19 protein-coding genes (1 of these 19 only partly in view) are annotated in these 22,447 nt (G+C 68.7%); 11 read left to right on the top strand and 8 right to left on the bottom strand.

The features are described 5' to 3' along the window. Positions 1-828, top strand: the 3' portion of a protein-coding gene (locus KBI44_02300) for a PAS domain-containing protein (protein ID MBP9143292.1). The gene continues 1,002 nt to the left of window position 1, outside the view; the window shows 828 of its 1,830 coding nt (coding positions 1,003-1,830); its start codon lies off the left edge, out of view; the stop codon is at positions 826-828. A 112-nt stretch (positions 829-940) separates the two neighbouring features. Here the strand turns inward: KBI44_02300 and KBI44_02295 are convergent, their stop codons facing one another. Continuing rightward, a complete protein-coding gene (locus KBI44_02295; protein ID MBP9143291.1) occupies positions 941-2,068 on the bottom strand; it encodes an aspartate--ammonia ligase in 1,128 nt (375 codons plus the stop codon). A 184-nt stretch (positions 2,069-2,252) separates the two neighbouring features. Next, positions 2,253-6,041, bottom strand: coding sequence for a protein kinase (locus KBI44_02290; protein MBP9143290.1), 3,789 nt, complete (start codon positions 6,039-6,041; stop codon positions 2,253-2,255). Between the two features lie 410 nt (positions 6,042-6,451). Here KBI44_02290 and KBI44_02285 point away from each other — a divergent pair, with 410 nt between their 5' ends. The 3 genes from KBI44_02285 (at position 6,452) to KBI44_02275 (ending at position 10,122) form a co-directional block, all read left to right on the top strand. Continuing rightward, positions 6,452-7,996, top strand: coding sequence for a hypothetical protein (locus tag KBI44_02285; protein ID MBP9143289.1), 1,545 nt, complete (start codon positions 6,452-6,454; stop codon positions 7,994-7,996). Positions 7,997-8,175: 179 nt separating this feature from the next. Next, a complete protein-coding gene (locus tag KBI44_02280; GenBank protein ID MBP9143288.1) occupies positions 8,176-8,631 on the top strand; it encodes a hypothetical protein in 456 nt (151 codons plus the stop codon). Between the two features lie 9 nt (positions 8,632-8,640). Then, positions 8,641-10,122, top strand: coding sequence for a hypothetical protein (locus KBI44_02275; protein ID MBP9143287.1), 1,482 nt, complete (start codon positions 8,641-8,643; stop codon positions 10,120-10,122). 22 nt (positions 10,123-10,144) lie between these two features. Here the strand turns inward: KBI44_02275 and KBI44_02270 are convergent, their stop codons facing one another. Beyond that, entirely contained in the window at positions 10,145-10,882 is a 738-nt protein-coding gene (locus KBI44_02270) for a lipid-binding SYLF domain-containing protein (GenBank protein MBP9143286.1), read from the bottom strand. A 139-nt stretch (positions 10,883-11,021) separates the two neighbouring features. On the opposite strand from KBI44_02270, the gene KBI44_02265 reads away from it, so the two are divergent. Further along, the gene (locus tag KBI44_02265; protein ID MBP9143285.1) at positions 11,022-12,242 is read left to right on the top strand and encodes an ATP-grasp domain-containing protein; all 1,221 of its coding nucleotides are present in this window, start codon (positions 11,022-11,024) and stop codon (positions 12,240-12,242) included. On the opposite strand, the gene KBI44_02260 is transcribed toward KBI44_02265, so the two are convergent. Beyond that, positions 12,223-13,317, bottom strand: a complete 1,095-nt coding sequence (locus tag KBI44_02260; protein MBP9143284.1) for an AI-2E family transporter — start codon at positions 13,315-13,317, stop codon at positions 12,223-12,225. The genes KBI44_02265 and KBI44_02260 overlap by 20 nt on opposite strands. 75 nt (positions 13,318-13,392) lie before the next feature. Here KBI44_02260 and KBI44_02255 point away from each other — a divergent pair, with 75 nt between their 5' ends. Further along, a complete protein-coding gene (locus tag KBI44_02255; protein MBP9143283.1) occupies positions 13,393-13,956 on the top strand; it encodes a cob(I)yrinic acid a,c-diamide adenosyltransferase in 564 nt (187 codons plus the stop codon). A gap of 54 nt (positions 13,957-14,010) precedes the next feature. Here the strand turns inward: KBI44_02255 and KBI44_02250 are convergent, their stop codons facing one another. From KBI44_02250 to KBI44_02235, 4 genes are all read right to left on the bottom strand, one after another. Further along, positions 14,011-14,700, bottom strand: coding sequence for a 1-acyl-sn-glycerol-3-phosphate acyltransferase (locus KBI44_02250; protein MBP9143282.1), 690 nt, complete (start codon positions 14,698-14,700; stop codon positions 14,011-14,013). 25 nt (positions 14,701-14,725) lie between these two features. Continuing rightward, positions 14,726-16,444, bottom strand: a complete 1,719-nt coding sequence (gene pilB / locus KBI44_02245; GenBank protein MBP9143281.1) for a type IV-A pilus assembly ATPase PilB — start codon at positions 16,442-16,444, stop codon at positions 14,726-14,728. 112 nt (positions 16,445-16,556) lie between these two features. Beyond that, positions 16,557-17,060, bottom strand: a complete 504-nt coding sequence (locus tag KBI44_02240) for an adenylyltransferase/cytidyltransferase family protein (GenBank protein MBP9143280.1) — start codon at positions 17,058-17,060, stop codon at positions 16,557-16,559. Then, positions 17,045-18,136: a hypothetical protein gene (locus KBI44_02235; GenBank protein MBP9143279.1), complete on the bottom strand. Its 1,092-nt coding sequence runs from the start codon at positions 18,134-18,136 to the stop codon at positions 17,045-17,047. Before KBI44_02235 ends, KBI44_02240 begins: the two co-directional genes overlap by 16 nt. 112 nt (positions 18,137-18,248) lie before the next feature. Here KBI44_02235 and KBI44_02230 point away from each other — a divergent pair, with 112 nt between their 5' ends. From KBI44_02230 to KBI44_02210, 5 genes are all read left to right on the top strand, one after another. Then, a complete protein-coding gene (locus KBI44_02230) occupies positions 18,249-18,896 on the top strand; it encodes a sigma-70 family RNA polymerase sigma factor (protein MBP9143278.1) in 648 nt (215 codons plus the stop codon). Positions 18,897-19,114: 218 nt separating this feature from the next. Then, positions 19,115-19,300, top strand: a complete 186-nt coding sequence (locus KBI44_02225) for a hypothetical protein (protein ID MBP9143277.1) — start codon at positions 19,115-19,117, stop codon at positions 19,298-19,300. A 5-nt stretch (positions 19,301-19,305) separates the two neighbouring features. Beyond that, a complete protein-coding gene (locus tag KBI44_02220; protein ID MBP9143276.1) occupies positions 19,306-19,815 on the top strand; it encodes a TlpA family protein disulfide reductase in 510 nt (169 codons plus the stop codon). 141 nt (positions 19,816-19,956) lie between these two features. Then, positions 19,957-21,417, top strand: coding sequence for a M23 family metallopeptidase (locus KBI44_02215; GenBank protein MBP9143275.1), 1,461 nt, complete (start codon positions 19,957-19,959; stop codon positions 21,415-21,417). 13 nt (positions 21,418-21,430) lie between these two features. Then, positions 21,431-22,420, top strand: a complete 990-nt coding sequence (locus KBI44_02210) for a hypothetical protein (GenBank protein ID MBP9143274.1) — start codon at positions 21,431-21,433, stop codon at positions 22,418-22,420. Positions 22,421-22,447 lie beyond the last annotated feature (27 nt).

Raw genomic sequence — 22,447 nt, 5'->3', positions numbered from 1 at the left:
CTCTCGCTGGCTTCCGGGCCGATCATGGTGCGGGCCGAGCCCACCCAGCTCGAGCAGGTCGTCATCAACCTGGTCGTCAACGCCCGAGATGCCATGCCGGATGGCGGGCTGGTGCGCATCGCCACCGCTCGCCGCCGCGTCGACGCCTCGGGACGCCATGCCGTCGCAGCTCTGCGCACCGGCGACTATGTCGAACTGTCGGTGGCCGATAGCGGATCGGGAATGGACGCTGAAACGCTCCGCCGACTCTTCGAACCTTTCTTCACCACCAAGCCGGTCGGTCAGGGAACCGGCCTGGGGCTCGCCATGGCCTACGGCATCGTTCAGCAGTCGAGTGGCACGATCCTCGTCGAGAGCGAGCTGGGGAAGGGATCCGCCTTTCGCATTCTCTTGCCTCTGTCCGCCGAGAAGGGCGAGACGCTGAAGGTGAGACCCGGAGCTCTCGCGCTGCCTGGGGGGCGGGAACGGATCCTGCTCGTCGAAGACGATCCTGCCGTCCGGGACTTTGCCTTCTCGCTGTTGGCCGACCTCGGCTACCACGTGATGGCGGCGAGCGATGGCATCGAAGCGCGCGCGATCGTCGAGCGCGAAGGCCTCGAAGGCTTCCAGCTTCTCCTCACGGATGTCGTGATGCCCCGCCTGGGTGGAGCGGAGCTCGCCCGGGAGATCCGCCTGCTGAGGCCCGACCTGCCGGTACTCTTCGTGTCCGGGTACGCCCGCAACGAAGACCAGATCGCTGCGCTCCTGGGGCCTCGCTGTCTGTACCTGCAGAAGCCGTTCGCGCCGGCAGTGCTGGCCGCAGCCCTGCGCCGGCTCCTCGAGGCCTGAGCGCGGGGAACACGGCTCGTCGCCGCGCGACGGTGGCGCCCCCCTTGGAAAAAGAAAAGGCCCGGGCGGATCGTGGCCGCCCGGGCACCGGGAGCTCTGCCTTTAGAGCTGGCTACTCGATGACGTGGATGTTCTTCGCTGCGCAGATCTCCTTGAGCCGCTTCGGCCAGACGGTCGAGCTCACTTCGCCCAGATGAGCGGTACGCAGCAGATACATGACGGTGCGCGATTGGCCGATGCCGCCGCCGATCGAAAGCGGGATCCGGTCGTTGAGAATCGCCTGGTGATACGGCAGCTTCAGGAACTCCGTCTGGCCGGAGATCTCGAGTTGCTGCCGAAGCGTCTCCTTGGTGACGCGGATGCCCATCGAAGAGAGCTCGTGGCGGCGCCGGGTCACCGGGTTCCAGACCAGAATGTCGCCGTTCAGGCCGTGCATCGGCTTGCCGGACTTCGAGACCGTCGGAGTGACCCAGTCGTCGTAGTCGGCGGCGCGCATCTCGTGCGGGTAGCCGTCTTCGAGCACCCAGCCGATGCCGATGATGAAGACCGCCGGGTACTTCTGCAGGATCGCCGTCTCGCGCTGCTTGCGCGGCAGATCCGGGTACATCTCGAGAATCTCTTCGGCGTGCAGGAAGACGAGCTCGTCGGGTAGACGCGGGTACTTGGAAGTAGCGAGCCTGGGAAACTCCCTGAGGGCGAAATCCTCGGCGCCCTTGATCACCTTCCAGATCGCTTTGACCGACGACTCGAGTGTGGCGAGGTTGCGGTCGGCGGCGGTGATCACTTTTTCCCAGTCCCACTGGTCGACGTAGGAGCTGTGGTCATGGTCGAGGAAGTAGTCCTTGCGGACCGCTCGCATGTCGGTGACGATGCCTTCGCCGACGGCGCAATCGAACTGCTTGAGCGCCATCCGCTTCCACTTGGTCGCCGCCTGCACGACCTGGGCGCGCAAACGCGGCTCGATGCCGAGACCGCAGGGGAACGAGACCGGCGTGCGGGAGCCGTCGCGGTCGAGGTAGTCGTTGACGCCGCTCTCCTCGGTGACGATCAGCGGCACCTCGACGCGGAAGAGGTTGAGCTCGCGGCACAGACCGTCCTCGATGTACCGCTTGACCGCGGCAGTCGCCTTCTGGGTCTCCTTGCGATCGAGCAGCGGAGCGTAGTTGTCCGGCAGGATCTTGGCGACATCCTCGTAGGTACTGATACCTGGGCCTGCGAGGTCGGCCTTCTTGTCGAGCACGGGAGGCATCGCGACGGTGGTCATCGTACGGGCTCCTCTGGAGGGATAGTAATGGCGGCGGGCCGCCCGGCCCGACCGGGAGAGTGGAAGCTCCAGAAGTCATTAGGCGCCCGCGGGTCTCCCGCAGCACGAGCCCATCGGGTGGGGTCTCCCCGTCTATCGAGGTAGGCGCCCGGCTTGCGGGTCAGAGGGAGGCTGCCGCGGTCTCCGCCAGGCGAGCGATGCGCAATGCCCCGGATTCGGAGGCCGCAGCGGCGATTCGGCGCAGGCCGGCAGCGACCTCCCCGCCGCCACCGTCACGGCTGCGGTCACGCAGGACAAGCATCTCGAGCTCGAGCGCCTGGATGGCGAAACCCTTCGTGGTGGCAACCGTGATCGCCTGACCGGGTTCGAGCGCGAGTCCTTCGAGCGGCCTGGCGCCTGCGATCTCCGTCGCCAGCGCCGCGGCCGCCGCGAGCAGCTGGATCTCCAGGCCCTCGCTCGCAAAAGACAGGGCCGCTCCGCGCGCGAGCGCCGCGCGCGCCTCGCCGATCCGTCCGAGCCCCGCCAAGGCGCGAGCCCGGGCGAGCTCGATCGCCGCTGCGAGGTCGGGCGCGCGTCCGGGCGATTCCTCCGCCGCCAGGGCCTCGAGATCGGGAAGAACGGCGCGGATCTCGCCACTTTCGAGCCCGATCCTCGCCAGGAGCAGCCGGCTCTCGTCGACCTTGCCGCGCCGACCGAGCTCGCGCCGCAGGGCGATCGATTCCTCCGCCCACATCCGGGCGTGGGTGAAGTCGTCGCTCTCGAGAGCCATCTCGACTTGCGCTGCGAGGGCATTGGAGAGCACCGCACGGCTCGCGGTCTCGCGCGCCAGCGCCGTCGCAGCCTCGAGGCTGTTCCCGGCCGAGGCGAGGTCGCCGCGGTCGATGGCGAGGCTTCCCAACGCCACCATCGCGGCCGCTTCGCCCATCTTCTGACCCAGATCCCTCTTCTTCGCCAGCGCCTCTTCGAGGTGCTGTTGGGCGGCTACGAGCTCGCCCTGCTGGTGCTCGATCGTCCCAAGATTGAGCAGCGCGTCGGCGATCCCGCTCGGGTCGTTCAGTTGGCGGAAGACCGTCAGCGCATCCGTGACCTCTCTCCGGGCCGCCTGGAGCCGCCCCTCTTCGACGCTCGCTGCGGCGAGGTTATTGCGCGTGTAAGCCGTCCCGCGCCGATCGCCGACCTCCGCGAGAACCTGCAGGGCCTCTTCGTAAAGTGCCCGCGCTCGGCCGAGCTCGCCGAGGTTGCGGGAAAGCACCGCGAGACTGTTGAGGCTTCGGGCGACGCCCCGGCGATCGCCGACCTCGCGAAAACGGTCGAGTGCCTCGCCGTTCGCGGCGCGGGCCGCCTCGAGATCACCACGCTCGAAGAGGGCCGCTGCCGCAACCGTCAACGCCGCGGCCTCGCCTGCCCGGTCGCCGGCGGCGACGAAGAGCCGGCGGGACGACTCGCTCGCCGCCGTCGCGCCGGCCGAATCGCCGAGCCGGCGGAGCGCTTCAGCTTCGCGCAGGCGAGCCTCCGCCACCAGGAGCGGCGCATTCAGCGCTTCGGCCCGGGAGGCGGCGCGCGCTGCGGCGTCGCGCTGGAGGGCGAAGTCGGAGATCGCGAGAGCGGCGGCCGACTCGGCGAGGTCGATCCGGGGATTGCCGCGGTCCGGATCGGGAAGCGCGCGCAGCGCCGCGATGGTGAGCAGAGCCGCATCCGGACGTCCACCGTCGATCTGGGAGCGGGTGAGTCTCAGGCCGTACTCGAGATCGTCCGGAAACGCTGTCCAGAGGCGGGCGTAGATCTCCTGCGCACGCGGCCAATCGCGATGCAGCTCCGCCGCCAGCCCCTCGACTCCGAGCCGCTCCTCGGGCGGCAGCCCCGCCCCCTGCTCGAGGGCCCGGGTCGCCTCCTGCTCGGCGCGCTGCTCGAAGCCGAGGGCGGCCCAGGTCTGGGCAAGGGCCGCATGGATCATCGGATGTCCGGGCTCCGCGGCCGCTGCCTGCTCGAGAAGCTCGCGCGCGGCGCTTGGCTCGAAGCTGCGCAGCTTCAACAGCCCTTCGGAATAGAGGCGTGCGGCGCGCGGATTCGTCGGCGCCGAGGCGATCGCGGCCGCTTGCGAATCGCGCGCGGCGCTGCCCAGGAGCTGCCGAAGGTCGGTTCCGACCTTGGAGACCAACTGAAAGAGCTCCTGTTCGCCGCCGGTCGCGACCGACTCTCCGAGGGTCTCGGCCTTCGCGGCGTCCTCGATGCGGACTGCCAGGCGGACCGTGGCCGACTCGCCGCCTCCGAGCACGGTGTACGAGCCGAGGACGAGAAAGTCGGTTCCCAGGCGAGAGCGCAGATTGGCGATGACGTCGCCCGAGGGTTGGTCGGTCGCCGCCAGGCCGAGATCGACTCCGGCCCGCGCCACGTCCTCAGCGGAGATGGTGCGCAGACCCCGGCCGGCACGCAACTCGGAGGCCACCATCTCGGCGAGCGCCACCGACAGCCACTCGAACTCGGCGCGCTGGGCGAGGTTGCGGAACGGCACGACTGCGACCGCGCGCCGGACCTCCCCGGTCTCGCCGAGCGGCGACTCGAGCGACCGCCGGACGCGCACGACGGCCTGGACGAGCGCCAGGGCGAGGACGAGCGAAACGGCGGCGAGCAGCCAGAGCTGCTTCCGGCGTTTCGGATCCGGAGGTTTCCGATCGAGCGCCGGCGCCGCCGGCTCCGCGGCTCCAGCGGTCAAGGAACCGGCCGCGACGACTTCGCCCGTGGGTGGAGCGAAAACCGCGGAGTCAGGAGAGGACGAGCCCGCCGCGGGCGCGCCGGCCTCGCCGGCGAGCGCCCGGAGGGCGTCGAGGACGGATGGGAAACGCTCGCCCGGATAGCGCGCCAGGCAGCGGCGAATGACGGCCACCCAGGCCGGATCCAGGCCCGGAGTGAGCTCCTCCGGCGAGGGCGGAGCCTGCGTCAGGCGCTTGACGGCGGTCGCGAGCGGTGTCTCGCCCGCGAACGGCAGGTTTCCGGTCACCATCTCGAAGAGAACGACCCCAAGGGCGTACTGGTCGATCGCCGCCGTCGCCGACCCGCCCTCGATCTGCTCCGGCGCCATGTAGGCCGGGGTGCCGACCGCGGCGTCCGCGATCGTCACCTGCGCGGAGAACTGGTCGTGCTCGACGCCGCGGGCGACCCCGAAGTCGGTGACCACGACGCGGCTGCCGTCCGGTCCGGGCACCAGATAGACGTTCTCGCTCTTGAAGTCGCGATGAATGACGCCGGCAGCATGGGCGGCAGATAGAGCTGCGATCATCTGCCGGGCAATCGGCAGGCTCTCGGCCGGCGACAGGGGGCCCTCGCGCCGGAGTCGGCTCGCGAGCGTCTCGCCTTCGAGAAACTCCATCGTGAGATAGATCACCGAGGTCCCGTCCGCTCGCGCGTGGTAGCCGACGTCGTAGATCCGGCAGACGTTGGCGTGGGTGACCTTGCGCGCCAGGTGAATCTCGCGCTTGAAGCGCTCGATCGCGATCTCGTGTGCGGCGTCGCGCGGGTGCACGGTCTTCAGGGCCACCACCTGCCGGAGCTCGAGATCTTCGGCCTCGTAGACCTCGCCCATGCCGCCCCGTGCGATGAAGCGACGGATGCTGTAGCGCTCCGAGATCCGCTCGCCGGCCTGGAAGAGGGTCGTCGGCGACTGTCCCAGACGCAGCGTGGATCCTTGCGGCATCGAGTGCCCGGAGGCCGTCGGAGTCGAAGAGGCGGAGAGCGGAGGAGCCGACCGCGGGGACGCTGGGGGAGACCCGGAGACGGGCTCCGGGGTCGGGATGGCGGTGCCGGGGGCCAGAGTCGAGGCGCTCGATGAGCCGGAGCGCCGGGCGTAGCGCGCGCCGCACTGGGCGCAGACGACGACCGCAGACGGCTGGAGGGTGGCCGCGGCCGGGAGCGGAATCGGGCTGCCGCACCGGCGGCAATCGAGCTTCGTCATGGGCCAGCGCCAGGAACCCGAAAGGGCCTTGCGGAGTCCGGGTTGCGCCCGGCGCAGGCTTTCAGGAGCGACCGGATTGTAGCTTGGAAATGGACCGTCGGCCGCTTCCGCCCGGCGGGAAACGGCGGGGCTCCGGGAGCCGAAGGCGCCCTCGTGCTCGCGGCCCGAAGGGGCATGCCGCGCCGCAAGGTGGCGGTGTATGCTCCGCCGCCGGACGGACAGCCGAGAGAGAGTCACCGCGATCGATGCGCGCCTCCGGCGTGAAGTTGGGGGCGTTGGGCGGAGGATCGGCCGCGGCGGATCGGCGCTCGTTCCAGTATCTGGGAGATTCGACGGCGCGGCGTGGGTCGCGCCTATGTTTGGCCACAGGATCGATTGGGGGGCTGGGGATGCAATATCTGAAGAAAGCGGTGAGCTGTTTCGTGCTGGTCAATTTTCTCGCCTACGGGCCGCTCTTCTCGGGCGCCGCTGCCGCGGCGACTCCGGCTGCGAAGCCCGCTGCAGCGAAGCCTGCCGCTGCGAAGCCTGCGGCCGGCAAGCAGGTCACCGGCACGCAACTGCTCGCCGAGTCGAAGAAGGCCGTAGCCGGAATCCTCAAGGAAACGAAGGCTTCGGGCGGCAAGCTCGATCCGAAGAGCAAGAAGCAGGCGCCGTTCTTCGCTGGGCTGAAGGAGTTCCAGGCCGCCCTCGGCGAGAGCGAGAAGAAGCTCAAGGCGAAGGACAAGAAGCTCTTCGAATCGCTTTCCAAGGGCAGCAAGGCGCTCGCCAAGGTCAAGACCGCCTGGCCGCGCGTCGGGGTCCAGAACGCCAAGGTCGACGGCTACCTGGGCAAGCTCGACAACTCCTTCACGGCGCTGCGCAGCCGCTACGGCGGCGAAGGACTGCGGGCGAAGCAGGGCGCCGACCTCTCCGCGAAAGAGAAGGCGAACTTCGAGAAGATCAAGGCCAGCCAGGCCGAGTTCTCGAAGAAGCTCGCGCCGATGCAGGCCAAGGCGAAGCAGAAGGGCGACAAGGGCACCGAGGCGCAGCTTGCCCGGCTGGTCAAACAGTCGAACGCGATCGCCGTCGCCCAGCTCACGGTCGACGCCTTCATGACCGCCCTGCTGCTCCTCGACTACCTCGAGGGCGAGTGGGACTGCTACTCCTACTACGTCGGCCCTTCCTACCGCGCTGACTGGGTCGCGATGGACGTCTGGGTCTCCGGCTCCTTCACGACCTACGACACGCTCTACTGGGACACCGTCGGAACCTACTCGGTCGAGACCTGGGAGTATTGGGATGTCCCGATGGAGCTCGACGTCGACTACGAGATTACGGACGTCTATGACGCCGATCTGGTGGCGACTGACGCCTACTTCGACGCGAGCTTCGAGTACGACGAGCTCGGTTGGGAGGACTACTCCACCGAGTTCGGTTCGGCCGAGATGGAAGACACCCTCTACGAAGAAGAGGATGTCAATCTCGACGTCGCGGCCGAGGTCTGGGAGGACGAGGGTCTCGAGGTCGACGCCGGCGACGACCTTCTCGACGAGGAGGACGCGGAAGAGTTCGACGACGACGATGCTGACGTGGAAGTCGCCGAGGCCGAGGCCGACGCTGCCGAGGCCGAAGCCGATCTCGCTGACGCCGAGGCGGATGCTGCCGACGCCGAAGCCGACGCCGCGGACGCCGAAGCCGACGCGGCCGATGCCGAAGCCGACGCCGGCGACGACGATGCCGAAGCCGACGATGCCGAAGGCGACGACGAAGGTGACGATGCCGAAGGCGACGCCGAAGACGACGATGCCGAAGGCGACGACGAAGGCGACGATGCCGAAGGCGACGACGAAGGCGACGATGCCGAAGGCGACGACGAAGCTGAAGACGACGTCGAGGAAGAAGAGGAAGAGGAAGAGGCCGAAGATGACGGCGGCGACGATGGAGGCGACGAAGAGCGCCTTGGCCGCGCCGCCTGACGTTGTAGCCTCGCCCGGGCTCTTCCCGGGTCGCAGGATGGCGGCGGCTTTCGCCGCTGCGTAGTCGAGGTCCGGGCTGTGGCGCGGGAGCTGGCAGGCGTTTCCCGCTGCAGCCCGTTTTGCCGTGCAGGCAACCCAAAAGGAGGGCGCCGATTTCCGAGCGAGCTCGAGCCTGCCCGTTGTCGGTCCGGGCGATGGTCTTTCTGGCGTTGCTGCTGCCCGTCTGGGCGCTCGGCGTCGTACATGGCGAACGGATCGCTCGCGCCATCGGCGTCCTGCCGCCGTTCTTCGGTGACGACCTGGCGCGTTTCGATCGGTTGCGTCCGCGCCTCGCCACCGCGCCGAGCGCAACTCTGATGCTCGACCGGGCCCGCGGTCTTCCCGCCGCAGAACGCTTCTTCGCCGCGCAGTACAGCCTCGCGCCGACCGTGCTGTCGTGGGCGACGGGCGTCGACGAGGCGTTCGGGAGCCACGGGAAAGGCGAGCCGGGTCTCGTTCTCGTGGCCTTCGACGATCGCGCGCAGCACGCTGCCGCTCTGGTGGCGCTCGAAGGCCGGGCGCGTCGGCAGGGCCTGACCTATGAGGCCGAGCCGCTCGATGAGGTCCTGACGCTGGTTCGTCTCGGGAGAGAGTGACCCGTGATCATGGCGCTTCCACTCGTCCTGTGCTGCGTTGCCGCAGCGCTGCTCTACCGCTGGCTGGGCGCGCCCGGTTGGAGTCGCAGCGACCGGCTGCGCTGGGCTCTCGCCTGGGCGCCGGCAGTGGCCTTTGGCCTGCCCTCGTGCGCGCTGTTCGCGGCCCGCTGGTGCGGCCTCGATGGAGCGCTGCCCTGGAGCCTCGGCGTGTGTGGAGCGCTCGCAGCCCTGGAGCTGGCGGTTCGATGCGGGAGGCGTGGCGCACCGCTGGGCGAGCCGCCAGCCACTTCACCCGGGAACCCTGCCGGCGCCGGGACGGCGGCGCTGTCGCCGAACGGTGTCAGGGCCCCGCGCCTGGCGTTCGCGCTGCGCGTCGCGAGCGCGCTCCTGCTCGCGACGACTGCCTTGCTCCTGCTGCAGACCTTTCGCACCTGGCAGCGGGCGCAGCCGGAAGGGATGTGGGACGCGGTGGCGATCTGGAACTCGAGCGCACGCTTTCTCGCCCGCACGGAGGCCGACCGGCTGCCCGCGGTCTTCGCTGCCCTGAGCGAAGGGCATCCGGAGTATCCGCTCCTCCTGGGAGCGTCCATTGCAGCGCAATGGGAGCTCGCCGGCAACGAGTCGAGCGCCGTTCCGTTGGGGATGGGGCTGGCATTCGCGCTCGGCCTGGCCGCGGCACTGCACCTGCTGGTCCGGCTCTGCGGGGCGACGTGGTTTGCTGGACCCGCGGTGCTGCTGGTCTTCTCGACGCCCGCGACCTGGAAATGGGCGTTTGCGCAGGTCGCGGATCTGCCCCTGGCCTACATGGCTTGTGCCGCCGCTCTGCCGTTGGTCGCCGCGCTCGATCTGCGGTCGCGACTCGGCCCGCCAGCCGTCCTTTCGGGTTTCGTCCTCGGCCTTCTGCCGTGGACCAAGGCGGAAGGACTCATCCTGGCGGCGGCTCTCGCCGGCCCCTTCGTCGGCCTCGCCCTGCTGCGCGGCCGGCCGTGGCCGGATCTCCTGCGGCGACCTTTGCCGTGGGCGCTGGGGATGCTCCCGGGAGTGTTGGCGCTCATCCTGTTCAAGCTCACCTGGGCGCCTGGCGTGCCGGCACGAGCGAGCTTTCTGCGTGGCGGCGGCAAGTGGACACAGTTGCTCGACGACGAGCGCTGGAGTCGGGTGGCGGCGGCAACGCTCGGCCATCTCGATCCGCGCACGGGCGCCCCCCTCTGGGGTTTCGTCTGGCCGCTGCTCGGTCTTGGCCTGCTGTTCTGGGGCCACCGCCTGCGCCTTCGAACGGCACCCGGCACCGTCCTTCTGGCCGCGGCCGCTGCGGCGACTTTCACGAGCTATGCCTTTGCCTTCGTGCTCAGTCCCTTCGACCTGGAATGGCACCTCGGCTCGGCGCTGGATCGCCTGTTGCTGCAGCTGCTGCCGCTGGCGGTGGCGGTGGTTTGCTGCCTGGGCGGATCCGGACCGGACAGCACGGGAGAGGCGCCACCGCCGGGCTGAGCTCCGTCTCCCCAGGCCGGAGTCAGCTTCCGGGCGTCGAGGGGACGGGGCGGGCGGTGCGCGCCAGATCCTCGCGCAGGCCGTCCACCTGCGGGTTTCGCACGAGCTTGCGGACCAGGATGTCGGTCGCCGTGACCTCCGCTCCATAGTAGGCCGCATTGCGCTCGGTGGCCGGTTGGATGACGGTGCCGTCCAGCGTCGCCCCGGCATAGAGGCCCTTCGAGCGCACGAAAGTGAGGATGTCGGCGGAGACGTTCTCGCCGGCGCCGGCGCCGACCGGGCCCGCGGCAACGGCGGCTTCGGCGCCGAGTTGGAGCTTTGGGCTCAGGAACGAATCGATGCCGTCCTGGGACTGGATCAGGAAGACGACCTCCGAACGCTCGCCTCCCGCCTGCAGCCCGACCGAGGCCCCTCCGAGGTTGTAGAAGACCGGTTGCCCCCATTCGCCGGTCGACGAGTCTCTCGCCAGGAGCACTCCGACCCCCCCGGAGCCGCCGAAAATGAGACCCGCGCGAACCCGCTTCGGGACGATGAGAATCGCCAGCGAACCTCCGACGTGGTCGCGGAACCAGCCCATCTCCGGGTCGGCCTGGAATCGTCCGAGCGTGCGTCGGGCCGCCGAAACGACAGCTTCGGCTTCGCGCTGGTGATCGGCCGCCATCGCCGCTGCCGGGAGAACCAGCAGGACGAGCAGGGCGACACAGAGCAGGGCGGCAGCGGATCCAGCGGCATGAAGGCGGCGCTCGGAACTCCGGATCATGGGCTCTCCTTCTGCCCGAACGATCGCGGGATGCGATCCAACCGGGCCCTGATGAGTGTACGAGGCGGCTGCCTCAAACGTCTGCGGCATGTTCCATTCCTGCATCGGCTCGGGGGCCTTGCTAGGATCGCCGTCCACTATGCACATCGTCCTGCTGGGCCCCGACCTCTTCGCGGCGTTCCACGACTTCGTCCGCGCGGCGAAGGAGCAGGGCGTCCGGGTCTCGGGCATCGGATCGACTCCGCAGTCGCGGCTGCGCGCCGGTCTCAAGCGACATCTCGACGCCTGGGAACAGGTGCGCAATCCGTTCGATCCGCGCGAGGTCGCGCAAGCGGTGCGCCGGCTCGGCAATCGCTTTTCGGTGGACCGCCTGGAGACGGTCGAGGAGCGGCTGATCGAGAGCGCCGCCGCCGCCCGTGAGGAGCTCGGTGTGCCCGGCCTCTCGCTGCGGTCGGCGCGTCTGTGCCGTGACAAACCGGCGATGAAGCAGGCGCTGCGCGAGGCGAAGATCCCTTGCGCGGAGTCCGCTGCGGTCACTTCCCTCGCGGCCTTGCGCGAGTTTGCCGAACGCCACGGCCTGCCGCTGATCCTCAAGCCGATCGCGGGGCTGGGATCGCAGAAGACCTTCCGCGTCGACAGCGTGGCGGAGCTCGAGCGCGCCGCGCGCTCTCTCGGCGTGCATCAGGGCGAGGCGGCGGCGGTGGAGGAGTTCGTCGCCGGGCACGAGGGTTTCTACGACACGATTTCGATCGCTGGCGAGCCGCGCCTCGAGTTCATCTCCCACTACTATCCGAGCGTTCTCGAGGCGCTGTCGAATCGCGCCATCGCGCCGCAGATCGCGGCCACGAACCGTGTCGACGTGGCGAGCTACGAGGAGCTGCGCGAGCTCGGGCGAAAGGTCATCCGGACGCTGGGTATCGGCACCTCGGCCACCCACATGGAGTGGTTCTTCGGTCCCAAGGGGCTCAAGATCTCCGAGATCGGGGCGCGCCCGCCGGGAGAACGGATCTGGGACCTCTATTGTGTCGGCAACGACCTGGACCTCTATGCCGCGTGGGCGAAGGCCGTCGTCTGGGGTCGCGTCGACGCCGTGCCGAGCCGCCGCATGGCGACCGGCTCGGTGCAGGTGCGGCCGGAGCGGGACGGGCGGATCTCGGGCTACGAGAACCTCGATGAGGTGCTGAAACGTATCCGGCCCTGGGTCTTTGCCAAGGAGGTTCCGGCGGCGGGACGGGAGACCGTGGCGATCGAGAAGGGCTACCTGGCGAACGCCTGGTTCCGATTGCGCCACCCCGACTACGACGAGCTCTGCGAGCTCATGAACTGGATCGGGCGGACGCTCAAGGTCCGGGTTCGGTAGGCGCCGGCGAGCGCGGCGAGCGCAGAACGTCGCGGAAGACGCCGCTGTAGATCTCCCAGATCGTGATGAAGAGCGCCACCACGATCGGGCCGAGGATCAGGCCGGCAGCGCCGAAGAGCGTCAATCCGCCGAGCGTTCCGATCAGGATGAGGAGATCCGGGATCTGCGTGTCTTTGCCCACCAGGGCGGGGCGAAGGAGGTTGTCGACCGTGCCGACGACCGCCGCACTCCAGATCGCCAGCCCGATCGCCGCGCCGGTGCGGTCGATGATCAGCAGATAGGCCACCGCCGGCACCCAGACCAGCGCGGCGCCGATCCCCGGCAGGACCGACAGGATGAACATCAGCACCGACCAGAAAGCGACCCCCTGGATGCCGACCACCCAGAACGACGCTCCGCCGAGTGCGGCCTGGACGAAGCCGACTACCAGCGTGCCCTTGATGGTCGCCCGGGACACCGCCACGAACCGGTCGGCGAGTCGGCGCTTGTCCTCGTCGGGAAGCGGGAGGTAGGCGAGGAGGTCGTCCAGCAATCCGCGGCCGCCCTTGAGGAAGAAGAACATGGCGTAGAGCAGGACGAAGAAGTTCAGCATGACGTGGAAAGTGCCGCCGGTCAGCGAGGACAGGCTCTTGAAGAGGAACCCGCCGGTCCTCTCCACGACCTTGCCGAGCGACGAGACGATCGACTCCCGGTAGGGTTCGATGTAGGAGAGGATCGGCAGGCGCTCCATCAGGCGCTGCTCCAGCACCGACGGTTGCGCGGCGTTCTGCTTGATCCACGGGACGGCGACCTGCCCGATGTCGAGGGCGTTGGCGGCCACCAGGCCGAGGAAGGCCGCGAGGGGCAATCCGACCGCGAGCAGGAGAATGACCAGCGTGAGGGCGGACGCGAGCGAGCGCTTGCCCGGCATCTTGCCGAGCAGCCAGGAGTAGAGCGGATGAGCCAGGCCGCTGAAGATCGCTCCCAGCACCAGGGCGATCAGGAAGCCCTTGATCATGAAGAGAAAGAGCGCCGACACGGCGACCGCCAGGAGGAGGAGGAAGCGGCGGCGGTAGATCTCCTGGTCCGTGATCATGACTGGCTATCCTAGCCCGACTTTCGCACCGGACTCGCCAGCCCCGGGCCGAGCGGCGCGTTCTAGAATGACCCCATGCCGAGACTGACTCGAATCTACACCCGCACCGGCGACGACGGCAGCACGGCGCTCGGTTCCGGGACGCGGATCTCCAAGGACAACCTGCGGGTCGACTGCTATGGCACCGTCGACGAGCTCAACTCGCAGCTCGGGGTGGCGCTCTCGGGGCGCCTGCCAGAGAGCCTCGCGGCGCCGGTTTCACGGATCCAGAACGACCTGTTTCACCTCGGGGCCGACCTCTGCGTCACCGAGGCCGACAAGGCGGTGCGCCCGCTGCCGCGAATCGAGGAGCGCCACGTCGACTGGCTCGAAGCGCAGATCGACGCCTGGAACGAGCAGCTCGCGCCGCTCGAGAACTTCATTCTTCCCGGGGGGTGCGCCGCCGCAGCTCATCTGCACGTAGCGCGCACCGTCTGTCGGCGGGCAGAGAGATTGCTGGTCACCCTGGCGCGGGAGGAGCCGGTCGGCCGGTGGACGTTGCCCTACCTCAACCGGCTCTCCGACGTGCTCTTCGTGCTCGCGCGCGCCGCGAACCTCCTCAGTGGAGACCCGGACCGGCTGTGGAACTCCCGCGCCTGACGGCGATCCGATCGCCCCGCAGCGCCGGCGCGGCGCCGGACCCGGCGGGCTGGCTCAGGTCGGGCAGTTGCGGTCGCGCCGCCGTTCGAGGTCATCGACCACCGCGCGTTTGAAGCCGATCGGACCATCGGCGTCGCGCATCCGCTCTGCGCGATACGCTGCGATGTCGACCAGCTCGAAGTTCATGCGGATCTTGCGGAACATCCGCGGCAGGCGCTCGCCGGGAGCCTGAACGTGGTGCAGGCCGCCGCTGTAGGCGATCAGCATGGGGCCTTCCTGGATGACCTCGAGAATATCGGCGATCCCTCCGCGCACGGACATCGGCTGACCTTTCGAATCGAGACCACCGGGGCGTTTCATCCTGCCCTCCGGCAGGATGACGACCATCGAGTCCGGGTCGATACGCGAAAGCACCTCGCGCCAGGTGTGATCGCGCTCGCGCGAGATCGACACGACATGGGCGCCGACGAGCTTGAAGAACTGGCCCACGATGGGTCGGCTGGTGGTCTTCTCCGCCGCCGGCACGACGCCGTGGTTGGCGACCCGCCAGAGGAACCGCGGCGGCGCCATGGCGATGAAGAGCCACTCGAAGAGGCTGGTGTGATTGAGGAAGCAGAGCACCCGGATGCCGCGCCAGGGATCCCCCTTCGGGGTACCGCCGACCCACTTCATCTCTCGTGTCCAGAAGGCTTTGGAGATCAGCCAGGCCACACCGAGGACGAGGAAGACCAGATACTTGCGCACGGCGGGCTCGTCGAGGGCGGAGCGTCTACTGAACGGTCTCGCGGACGACTTCCTCGACGGTCGTCACGCCTTCCCGGATCTTCTGAAGGCCCGAGCCGCGCAGCGAGAGCATGCCGGTTTCGATCGCCTTGTTGCGCAGCTCGACCGAGCTCGCCCCCGAAAGGATCAGCTCGCGGATCTCGTCGCCGATCTCCATGACCTCGTAGAGGCCGACGCGGCCCTTGTAACCGGTGTTCGAGCAGCGATCGCAGCCCCGCCCCTTGAAGAGGCGGACGGTCTTGGCGTCCTTCTCGGAGAAGCCGGCGTTCATGAGGGCGCCGAGCGGAGCCTCCGTCGCCTCCTTGCACGAGCTGCAGACGCGGCGAACGAGCCGCTGCGCGACGATCATGTGCACCGAAGTGGCGACGAGGAACGGCTCGATGCCCATGTTCATCAAGCGGTTGATCGACGAAGGCGCGTCGTTCGTGTGGAGGGTCGAGAGCACGAGGTGGCCGGTCATCGCGGCCTTGATGGCCACTTCGGCGGTCTCGAAGTCGCGGATCTCGCCCACCAGAATGATGTTCGGATCCTGGCGCAGGAACGAGCGCAGGGCGGCCGCGAAGTTGAGCCCGATCTGCTCCTTCATCTGCACCTGGTTGATGCCCGGGAGGTTGAACTCGACCGGATCCTCGGCGGTGATGATGTTCACCTCGGCGGTGTTGATCCGCTGCAGAGCCGAGTAGAGGGTATTCGTCTTGCCGGAGCCGGTCGGTCCGGTGACGAGCACCATCCCGTAGGGCTTGAGGATCGCCTGCTCGAACTTGCGCAGCGACTCGGTCTCGAAGCCCAACCTGGTCATGTCGAGCATCAGGTTGTCTTTGTCGAGGAGTCGCATGACGATCTTCTCGCCATAGATCGTCGGCAGCACCGAGACGCGGAAGTCGAGATCCTTGACGCGGTCCTGGATCTTGGTCTTGATCTTGATCCGGCCGTCCTGGGGGAGGCGCTTCTCGGCGATGTCGAGCTTGGCCAGGATCTTGATGCGGCTGGTGATCGCCTCGCGCAGCCGCAACGGCGGGTGCATCATCTCGTAGAGGATGCCGTCGATCCGGTAGCGGACCCGGTAGTCCTTCTCGTACGGCTCGATGTGAATGTCCGAGGCACCCTTCTTGATCGCGTCGGTGAGGATGATGTTGACGAGGCGGACGACCGGGGCTTCCTCGGACTCCTTCTCCAGCATCTCGAGGTCGAGATCCTGGTCCTCGTCGAGCACTTCGAGCGAGGAATCCGCCGAGGTGTCGGTGAGATCCTCCATCACCTTCTTGAGCTCGATGGCATGCGTCGAGCCGTAGTACTTGTCGATCGAGATGCGCAGCGCGGATTCCGACGCGACCACGGGGTCGACGTTGTACCCCGTCATGAACTTGATGTCGTCCATGGCGAAGACGTTGGTCGGGTCGATCATCGCCAGAGTGACTTTGGCGCCGACCTTGGCGATCGGCAGGATGGTGTACTTGCGCGCGACGTCGGCCGGAATCACTTTGATGACCGATTCGTCGATCTCGACGCGCTGCAGGTCGATTGCCGGGACCCCGAAATGCTTCGAAAGGAACTCGACGAGGTCCTTCTCCGTCATGGCGCCGATCTTCACCAGCGCGGAGCCGATGCGGCCACCCTTCTCCTTCTGCAGGGCAAGCCCCTCCTTCAGCTGCTCCGGGCTGACCTTGCCGGACTTGAGAAGAGCGTCTCCCAGACGATTACTCATCTCTCGAAGGGCCTTTCCTGGTTCATGACGAAACTCCCCCGTGCGGCGCCGTGCGAGCAGAGCGGTGGCCGACGGGACTCGAGTCCAGTGTAGCAGCGGTGAGAAAAATGGGTCAATCGAGAGCCGGCGACCCGGCGCGGCCGGGGAGGCCGCGCACCTTTTCGATGAGGTCGCTGGTGGCGTGGTCCTTCGGATCTCCGACCAGCGCCGTGCGGCCGCCGTATGCGGCGACGACCGCGAACTCGGGCACCCGATCCGGGGAGCCGTAGTCGGTCCCCTTGCAGTGAACGTCGGGGCGAATCGCGGCCAGAAGTGGCGCCGGGCTGTCGCCCTCGAAGACGACGACGAAGTCGACCGGAGAGAGCGCCGCGAGCAATTCGGCGCGCTCGACCGCCGGAACGACCGGGCGGCCCGGGCCCTTGAGGCTGCGCACCGAGGCGTCGTCGTTGACGGCCACGATGAGCAGATCGGCCTCGGCGCGGGCCGCCTGCAGGTAGCGCAGATGGCCGACGTGCAGGAGGTCGAAGTGGCCGTTCGCGAAGGCGAGGGTGCGGCCTTCCGTCTGCAGGCGCCGGGTCTCGATGGCGAGCTCGGCGACGGTCAGAACTCGACCCATGTCATCTCCAGTCGTGGCCGGGGATCGGTGGTGATCGCGGCGTGGAGCTCCTCGCGGGAGACCGTCGAGGTGCCCATCTTCATCACCACGACGCCGCCTGCGTAATTGGCGAGGAGCATCGCCTCCCGCGGCGAGCCGCCGGCGGCGAGCGCCAGGGCGAACGTCGCGATGACCGTATCGCCGGCGCCGGTGACATCGGCCACCTGGTCGGTGCCGTGGACCGGAACGTGGGCGGCGCCGTCGGGCGTGAAGAGCGACATGCCGCGGCTGCCGCGGGTGACGAGCAGGAAACGCGCGCGCAGGCGCTCGCGCAGCTCGCGCCCGGCGCCGACGTCGCTGCCCTGGAGATCGTCCAACGGGCGCCCGAGCAGGGTTTCGGCTTCCTCTTCATTGGGCGTCGCGCCGTCGAGCCCGGCGAAGTCCCCGAGCCGGAAGCGGCTGTCGACGAGAATCGCACCGTCCTGCCCGACGGCCTTGCGAATCTCGGGCAGCAGAGCCGGCACGACGGAGCCGTAACCGTAGTCGGAGAGAATGGCCGCCCGCGCGCCGCCGGCCTCTGCGATGGCGCGCCGCAGCGCCTCGACCTCTTCGCCGCGGAGCACGACCTCCTGCTCGCGATCCAGCCGCACGACCTGCTGCTTGATGCCGGTCGGAAAGCCGGCGAGGATGCGCGTCTTGGTGGGGGTTCCGTAACCCGGCCGCACGAGGATCGCGCCGGTCGGTATTCCCCGCTCGGCGAACGCGGCGAGGAGCTCGCGACCGCTCGCGTCCTCGCCGACGAGTCCGAAAGGGCGAGGAAGGCCGCCGAGCGCCATGACGTTCGCGACGGCATTGGCGCCGCCGCCCGGGGCCAGGCTCTCGCCGGCGTAGCGCAGGATGAGCACCGGCGCCTCGCGCGAGATCCGCTTGGGCGTACCGGAGAGGAAGCGGTCGACGACCAGGTCCACGAGCATCAGAACCGGCTGGCCGCGCATCGCCTCGACGAGAGCGTGCAGGCGGTCTTCCGGAATAGGCGCCGGAATTGGGGCCGGAACAGGTGCGAAGTCGGGAGGGCGCATGGATCGGTCGGCGGGCATTCTCTCACCTTCCGGCCACGGGCGGGGGGCCGCGAGCCGGCTGGCACCGTTCGTGCGTTCGATCCTCCGCGGGAAGATGGTGGATAATCGGCAGTTAGAGATGCAGGCGGAAATGCCAACGACGAGCGCAACCCAGCTGGCCGACGATCGTGCTGCTTTCGAAGCGGCGGCGATGCCGTTCCTCGACTCGCTCTACAACACCGCCTACCGCCTGTCGCGCAACGCCGAGGATGCCGAGGACCTGGTGCAGGAGACCTTCCTCAAGGGCTATCGCAGCTACGCGCAGTTCACGCCCGGAACGAACCTCAAGGCCTGGCTCTTCAAGATCCTCAAGAACACCTTCATCAACGAGTACCGGCGCAAGCAGGCGGCGCCCAGGAAGAGCGATTTCGCCGAGATCGAGGATGCGTTCGAGAGCCAACTCGCGCCGGAAGCTGCTGGACAGATGAAGAATCCGGAAGAAGAGGCGCTCGCAAACGTCTTCGACGAGGACGTCCAGCGGGCGCTGGACCTCCTGCCCCAGGACTACCGCATGGCGGTGCTCCTGGCGGACATCGAAGGCTTCTCCTATCGCGAGATCGCCGAGATCCTCGAGATTCCGGTCGGCACGGTCATGAGCCGGCTTTACCGTGGCAGGAAGCTGCTCGAAGAGGCGATGCTGCGCTACGCCCGCGAGCACGGCTATCTGCGCGCCGGTTCGGAACCGGCGCGCCGGCGCGGCACCGATGCGGCGCCGGACGCTGCGGCGTCCGGACACTGAATCCGTGGCTTCAGCGACCCCGGCGAACGCGATGGCTGCTCTGTCTGCGATGGCCGCGACGGCTTCGATGACCGCGACCGCTCGGATCCCGGCGTGGAATTTCGACGTTAGGCAAAGCGTTTTGACCAGGGTGCGGACGGACTGCCGGGACACGGGTCGGCGTCCAGAGGGACCAGCAGATGGGGTGTAAGCGAGTCCAGAGGGCGGTCTTTCTTTGGGTGGATCGCGACCGCGAACAGCTGCCGCGCGAACCCATGGAGCGGCATCTCGAAGATTGTCCGAACTGCCGCGAGCACGCCATGCGTATCGAGCAGGTCGTCGTGATGGTGCGCACCCGATGCGCCCGGCGGCCCGCCCCGACCGAACTGCAGCAGAGGATCCGGGCGCTGCTCGGACTGGAGTGATCCGAATGCGATCCGGTCGAATCCCACGGGGCCTGTCCGCCCCGAAACGATGGTCTGGCGCGGCCGGGCTCGCTCTTTTCGGTCTGCTGCTGCTGGTCTACTCGGCCCTCGCCGCCACTCCGGCCGGGGCGCAGGGGGCGAGCCTGCCGGGACTGGGAGGCGGACAGTTGTCGTCCGCCGACCTCGCGCAGGGCACGCACATCATCGTAGTCTGGGCCTCCTGGTCGCCGCGCTGCCGCGACATCTCGCCGCGAGTGAACGACCTGGTGCAGAAGCTCTCCGGCCAGGGGCGGGTCGTCACCGTGAACTTCCAGGAGGAGGCGGCGGCGATCGGCGAATTCGTGCGTGAACATCCGCTCCACGCCCCGATCTACCTCGACCGCGACGGTGAGTTCTCCAAAGGTCACGCGGTCACGGCGTTGCCCGGACTCGTCGTCGTTCGCAAGGGCGAGGTCCTCTTCCAGGGCCGCCTCGCCGCAGAGGCCGAAGAGCAGATCCTGGGGCTTCTGCGCTAACCCTCAAAGCTCCCCCTGCAGCCGATTGCACAGCGCCGGACCGGCCGGATGTTATGATCCCGGCTCCCGGGGACCTCCCGGCCCATCGACAAATCGCAGCCGGCGAGGGCTCACTGGATGAGTGCATGGAGCAGGGAAAGGGTGCTGCGGTTTCTGAAACGCGCCCTTCCTGTATCGGCCGCGCTCGTCGTCGCGCCGCTCGCCCTGACCTCCTGGGTCGAATCCTCCGCACCTGGAACCGCTCCGCCGCAGGATGCGGCGTCCTCTCCGCCCGTGACCCCGGTGGCGGCTGCGCCCGCCGCGGGGGGAGTCGCGGCGACGGTCGAACCGGACCGGGTCCACACGCTGCGCGCCGGTGACACGTTGGGAAGGGCGCTACGCGCTCTCGGCCTCGCCGGCGACGAAGCCGAGCGCGCCGCGAACGCCGCCAGTGTCTACGTGAACCCAAAGCAGCTCAGACCCGGCATGCGCATCGCGGCCTTCGTTTCCAGCTTCAGTGGCGGCGATGGCTCTTCCGCCCCCCGGGCCGCCACGACCTCCGGTTCTTCCTATGCCTCCCAAACCGCCCAACCGACTCGTTTCGAGCTCGCGGTGGCCGGCCGGGGCCACCTCTCGGTCGAGCGCGGAGGCGAAGAGTGGTTGCCGTCCTGGCGCCCCTATCGCCGCGAGCTCCGCACCCGGGCCGTGCATGGGACGCTCTCGGGCTCGCTCGAGAGCTCGGTCGCCGCCGCCGGCGCCCACTCCGACCTCGCGTACGCAATGGCGGACGTACTGCAATGGGATCTCGATTTCAACCGCGATCTCCAGCCCGGCGACCGCTTCGATGTTCTGTTCGAAGAGGTTCATCTCGAAGGTAGCTACTTCGGAGTCGAGCGCGTGCTCGCGCTCTCCTATGCCCAGGCGAACCGCAAGCTGGAGGTCTTCCGGTTCGGCAGCGCCGGAGCGTTCTACGACGCCGAAGGCCGGCCCAGCGAAAAGATGTTCCTGCGTGCACCGCTGCCCTATTCGCGCGTCACGTCGAAGTTCTCGACCCGGCGCTTCCACCCGGTGTTGAAGATCCACCGGCCGCACTACGGCGTCGACTACGGCGCCCCGGTGGGCACGCCGGTTCGCGTCACGGCCGCCGGCACGGTACTGCACGCTGGCTGGGAGGGCGGCGGCGGCAAAACGGTCAAGGTGCGGCATCCGAACGGCTTCGTCACCTGCTACCTTCACCTCTCCGGCTTCGCCGCCGGAGTCCGGGCCGGATCCCGGGTGCGGCAGGGCGAGCTGATCGGCTACGTCGGAGCGACCGGTCTGGCGAGCGGCCCGCACCTCGACTATCGCGTGCAGAGAAACGGCACCTGGATCGATCCGCAGTCGCTGAAGAGCGTCCCTGGTCCGGCGCTCGATACCCTGCAGTTGGCCGATTTCCGCGTCGTCCGCGATGTGATGCGCCCGATGCTCGCCGGCACCGCCGAGCCTCCAGCCGCCGGCGCCGACGCGTTCCTGCTCGCCGCGGCGCGCGCCGGCGCGCCCGGGCAGAGCTCCGGCGCGCGCGACGCACGGGACGGCGACAAGCCTCGAACAGCCCGCGCAACGGACTCGACGACCCGGAAGTAGAAGGCTCTGGACTTTGATACGGGTCAAGACCTGGTGCCGCGCGGATCTCGCTGGCGGGACCCTCGACATCTGGCCCCTCGGCCTGCTGCATCCCGGCGCACGCACCGTGAACGTCGCGCTCGACCTCGGGGTCGAAGTCCGGCTCGAGCTGCGGACCGGCGGCTTCGTGGTGCGGCAGGACGGCGAGGTTCTCGAGCGGGCGACGCTCGCTGAGCTCGCGGCTTCGCCGGGTGGCGCGCTGGTCGGTGCGGTGGCTCGAGCCGAGAAGCTACCGTCGTTCGGAGTCGAAATCGCCAGCGCGTCGCCGCGCGGCGGGGGACTGGGGGCGAGCTCCGCTCTGACTGTCGCCTTGCTCGCCGCCGCGGAGGTGGCTCTCCACGGAGCCCTCACCCGGACGCCGGCCGAACGTGCCGCGGTGGCGAGGGACCTCGAGGCGCGGCTGATGGGGCTGCCCACCGGACTTCAGGATCACTATCCGGCGCAGCTCGGCGGCCTGCTCGAGATCGGTCACGAGCCGGGCGGGGAGCAGGTCACCTCGCTGGCGGCCGACCTCGCCGGACTCGGCGAGCATCTCCTCATCGGATTCACCGGCCAGAGTCACTTCTCCGCGGGGGCCAACTGGCTCGTGGTCCGCCGGCGGCTCGAAGCCGATCCGGTCATCGTCGGGCTCTTGGGCGACATCGCCGGCGTCGCCAGTCGCCTGCCGGCAGCGCTGCTGTCCGCGGACTGGGCGAAGGTGGGCGAACTGGTAGGCGAAGAGTGGGCCGCGCGTCGGCAGCTCTCCACCGAGATCTCCACGCCGGCGATCGCACGGCTCCTCGAGACGGCGCGGGAGTTGGGCGCCTGGGGAGGCAAGGCCTGCGGCGCCGGCGGCGGCGGCTCGGTGCTGGTGATCGCTCCGCCGGAGTGTCGCGCGGCGATTGCGGCGTCCTGGCACGAGCAGGGAACGCAGATCCTGCCCGCCCGTCCGACGGCGCGGCAGCTCGAGCTCGACGAGATCTAGCACTCGCCGAACCTGAGCGGGCGAGGC

The sequence above is a fragment of the Thermoanaerobaculia bacterium genome (assembly GCA_018057705.1).
Classification (GTDB): domain Bacteria; phylum Acidobacteriota; class Thermoanaerobaculia; order Multivoradales; family JAGPDF01; genus JAGPDF01.
Note: the sequence above shows the minus strand (reverse complement) of the source record. Positions and strands in the feature narration are given on the sequence as shown.